4 protein-coding genes are annotated in these 4,078 nt (G+C 38.2%); 3 read left to right on the plus strand and 1 reads right to left on the minus strand.

Going from position 1 to position 4,078, the window contains the following annotated elements; all coding sequences use genetic code 11:
• The coding region (locus EO766_RS17820) for a hypothetical protein (protein WP_287101733.1) at window positions 1-290 on the minus strand (290 nt) is incomplete at its 3' end.
• 287 nt (window positions 291-577) lie between these two features.
• On the opposite strand from EO766_RS17820, the gene EO766_RS17825 reads away from it, so the two are divergent.
• The 3 genes from EO766_RS17825 (at window position 578) to EO766_RS17835 (ending at window position 3,983) form a co-directional block, all read left to right on the plus strand.
• A complete protein-coding gene (locus tag EO766_RS17825; protein ID WP_074418210.1) occupies window positions 578-1,882 on the plus strand; it encodes a glycerate kinase type-2 family protein in 1,305 nt (434 codons plus the stop codon).
• Window positions 1,883-1,925: 43 nt separating this feature from the next.
• Window positions 1,926-3,242, plus strand: a complete 1,317-nt coding sequence (locus EO766_RS17830) for a GntP family permease (RefSeq protein WP_287101734.1) — start codon at window positions 1,926-1,928, stop codon at window positions 3,240-3,242.
• A 117-nt stretch (window positions 3,243-3,359) separates the two neighbouring features.
• A complete protein-coding gene (locus EO766_RS17835; RefSeq protein WP_287101736.1) occupies window positions 3,360-3,983 on the plus strand; it encodes a Pr6Pr family membrane protein in 624 nt (207 codons plus the stop codon).
• The last annotated feature ends 95 nt before the right edge of the window (window positions 3,984-4,078 follow it).

Genomic DNA, 4,078 nt, shown 5'->3' on the forward strand with positions numbered 1-4,078 from the left:
ATTCTTGGGGCATTTGAAAAAACAGAAGCCATTTTTGCAGGGTTTTGCAATGTGGTTCCTGTGCAATGATATCCGATTGATGTAAAACTTTTTATTAGCTCCGGATGTGCATGAATAGAAATGCGGGAGTAAAAAGAGGGGTCTATCTTTTCAATAAATTTATGGTAATCTTCTATACTTGCATTCGGTTTTCTAATATGAAGCCTCTGTAAGTCTAATTGAAACATCTGATGAATCATTTCTGTTTCATTAGATGTATTTTCAGGAGGAGTAATAACAATTAAGTCCATTTTATTCGATTCTTATAAATATAAGTAAAATTTCAGGTTCTCTTCAGTGGCATATTTTGGGGTTCAGCTTATTTTCCCTCCATTTCAAGTGTAGCAATTATATTTTACGATGCCTGTAAAAATTATATTTAATATCTATTTCAAAACGTAAAAATACGTTAACAACCAATATGGTCTTTTCTAACTTTATTGTTGTATAAAATACAAATCAATTGAATGTTGTTGTTGTACACTACTACATCGCTACAACACAGTATCTTTATACGGTAGCTGTATAAAGTAAATATATGTTATTAACCGAAGATGCAGTATATATATTTCAGCAAGCTATTGCAGCTGTTCAACCTGCGGTGTTATTACAAAGCAAGTTGGAGGTGAAGAGTGGTGTGTTGTATGCTGAAGAATTACCATTCAGGCTTCATCCCAATGGCAAAATATATGTATTGGCTGCAGGAAAAGCCGCTGCTGCCATGGCTTTAGCTACAGAAACTATTGTAGGCAAAATGCTTTCGGGTGGTATAGCCGTTACAAAATACAGTCACGGATTGCCATTACAAAATATGCAATTAATAGAAGCGGGGCATCCTTTGCCTGATGCACAAAGTTTAATTGCCGCCCAAGCTATTATTCATTTTGCACAGCAGTTAACCGAACAGGATGTGGTACTGTTTTTATTATCCGGCGGTGCTTCTGCGCTGTTAGCAGATACACCACCGGGTATTGCTTTATTTGAACTGCAGCAAACTTTTCAATTGTTATTGGCATCGGGTGCTACCATTCAGGAAATGAACACGCTGCGCAAACACCTAAGTGCAATTAAAGGTGGACAATTAGCCAGATTACTGATGCCGGCCAGTGTTATTACGTTTGCCATTTCAGATGTGATTGGAGATGACCCCTCTATAATTGGCTCCGGGCCTACTTTTCCGGATACTACTACTTTTGCTGACGCATGGACAGTAGTACTGAAATATCATTTACAACATCGCATACCAAATTCAGTAATACAACATTTGCAGAAAGGGCTGAACGGGATGATTGCTGATACACCCGAAAATGATGACTCCTGTTTCAAAAAAACGCATTATTTTCTATTGGGTAATAATGGTACGGCATTGCAGTCGGCAAAAAATACTGCAGAAAAATTAGGATACCATACTACAATTGTTCCCCGGCACCTAACCGGCGAAGCAAAAGAAGTGGGTGTTGCAATTGTGCAACAAGCAATTGGCTATAATGGGCCACGCCCCGGTTGTTTGTTGTTCGGGGGTGAAACTACCGTTACCATTCAGGGAAAAGGCATAGGCGGACGTAATCAGGAATTAGCATTGTCTGCTGCACTGGCATTGCCGGAACATTCCAATCTGGTTATTTTATCCGGCGGTACTGATGGAACCGATGGCCCCACCGATGCTGCCGGAGCTTATACAAATATTGAACAGATGCAACAAGCAATTCAATTGGGAATCAATGCAACGGAATACTTACAGCAAAACGATTCCTATCATTTTTTTGAAGCTGTAAATGGATTAATAAAAACAGGCCCCACACAAACCAATGTGATGGATTTGGTAATCGTGTTGATACCCTGATTTTACATCCATTGGCATACATCACTTCATATAAACACAACCTATGCTTCAATTACTCGTTGTTTTTATAGTAGGATTATTCCTGATTATACTTTTAACGGTAAAATATAGGCTATCGCCTTTCTTTGCTTTATGCATTGCCGCTGTGGTGGTAGGATTGGGTGTGCAATTACCGGCTGATGCTATTATTACGGCAATGAAAACCGGATTTGGCAATACCATGCAATCGTTGGGTTTATTGATTGTTCTGGGTACTACTTTAGGTGCATTACTGGAGCATACCAAAAGTACAACGGTTATGGCGCAGTATATTTTAAAGCTGGTGGGTGAAAAAAATGCTGCCTTTGCCATGAGCATCACCGGCTTTTTGGTTGGGTTACCCATTTTTTGTGATTCAGGATATATAGTATTAAGTGGTTTGAATAACACTCTGGCAAGAAAAACGGGCATACCTATGATTGTGCTGGCAGTTTGTTTATCCACGGGTTTATTTGCTGTACATGCATTAGTGCCGCCACATCCGGGCATTACAGCTGCTGCATTACTGCTGCAGGTTGATTTGGGAAAACTTTTGTGGACGGGAATACTGGTGGCGATACCGGCCATGTTAACCGGATATTTTTGGGCAATCTATGCCGGAAAAAAAATTTCTGTTCAGGCTATTACCCCTCTTGATAAGGAAGCAACGGAGATAATACAGCAATGCCCCGGCGTTATTTCCGCTTTTTTACCGGTTATCTTACCTATTGTACTGATTGCAGCAAAATCTGTTTTGAATTCCCAAATTCCTCCCACTCATTTTTTGCATTCCTGGCTCGTATTGGGCGATCCTGTTGCTGCGCTAACCATTGGTGTATTGCTGGCATTAAGCAGTATTCGTAAATATAACTCAAATGGGCTGCAGTTGGTATTACAACATGCTGTAGAAAAAGCGGGTAATATATTAATGATCACAGCTGCAGGAGGCGCATTTGGAGCAGTATTAACAGCTACAAATATTGGCCAGTATGCCAGCCAATTGCCTTTAAAACATTTAGGCATATTATTTCCTTTCCTAATTGCAGTTATTTTAAAAACGGCACAAGGTTCTACAACCGTTGCAGTAATTACAACCACTTCCATTGTTCTACCCTTTTTGACTGTTTTGGGTTTGGCTACTCCAAATGGAACCATTATGAGTGTGTTAGCTATGGGAGCCGGTTCAATGATTGTTTCACATCCCAACGATTCTTATTTTTGGGTGGTAGCCAAATTTTCATCAGTTGAAATGAAGCCGATGCTTCACGTTTTTACAATCGCTACTTTCTTCATGGGCTTGATGGCTTTTGGTATGATTTATATTTTAACCATTTTTATGTAATTGTGTTATATTGTTATACCAAACAGCATCAGTTCATTTTTTCAAATTATTATTTCAGCACTAAAAACCTGCAGCTATTAATTTCCTGAAAGTTGTGTTTTTAAAAAATAAATCATTATGCGTAAAAAAATAGCTTTGTTCTTTGCCTGCATTATCTGGTTATCGGTCGCTTTGCAATTGTACTTAATGCTTCAAAACAGGGTAGTATCTGTTCCTGAAACCCTGGTTCGCTTTTTTAGTTTTTTCACCATTCTTACTAATACAGTAGCTGCAGTTTATTTTACGGTGCAATTTAGGTCTATGCATTTATTATCTGGTCCCGGTTCACTAACTGCTATTACTGTTTATATTACAATAGTAGGGCTGGTATATCAAATTGTGTTGCGGCCTTTGTGGCAGCCAGTTGGTTTGCAAAAGCCGGTGGATGAAATGTTGCATTCTGTGAATCCATTGCTTGTGATTGTTTATTGGTATGAATTTGAAGCACGAAAACAAGTGCAATATCGGCAAATTTTGGGCTGGCTCATTTATCCATTGTTATATTTGGTATACATTTTAATCAGAGGATCGTTTTCCGGTTTTTATCCTTATCCATTTGTAAATGTTATACAAATTGGATGGCAACAAACCCTTTTGAATGCCTTGATTTTATTTTTTGTATTTGCAGGACTGGGAGTGTTTCTTATATTTTTAGGGAAAATGTTTCCTGAAAGAAAAAGTTCCAAAACAACAATATTTTAAAAACAGATTATTTTATACATCTGCGGGAATATATTTTGGATGAAATGAAGAATTAATGTTAAATTGCTAGTGATGATGAACAAATCAATACCATA

The organism is Hydrotalea sp. AMD (assembly GCF_004100315.1).
GTDB lineage: Bacteria > Bacteroidota > Bacteroidia > Chitinophagales > Chitinophagaceae > Hydrotalea > Hydrotalea flava.

Excerpts from the sequence above, each read along its gene's own strand:
- EO766_RS17835 (WP_287101736.1), top strand. The coding sequence starts at position 3,360 with ATGCGTAAAAAAATAGCTTTGTTCTTTGCCTGCATTATCTGGTTATCG.
- EO766_RS17830 (WP_287101734.1), top strand. The coding sequence starts at position 1,926 with ATGCTTCAATTACTCGTTGTTTTTATAGTAGGATTATTCCTGATTATA.
- EO766_RS17825 (WP_074418210.1), top strand. The coding sequence starts at position 578 with ATGTTATTAACCGAAGATGCAGTATATATATTTCAGCAAGCTATTGCA.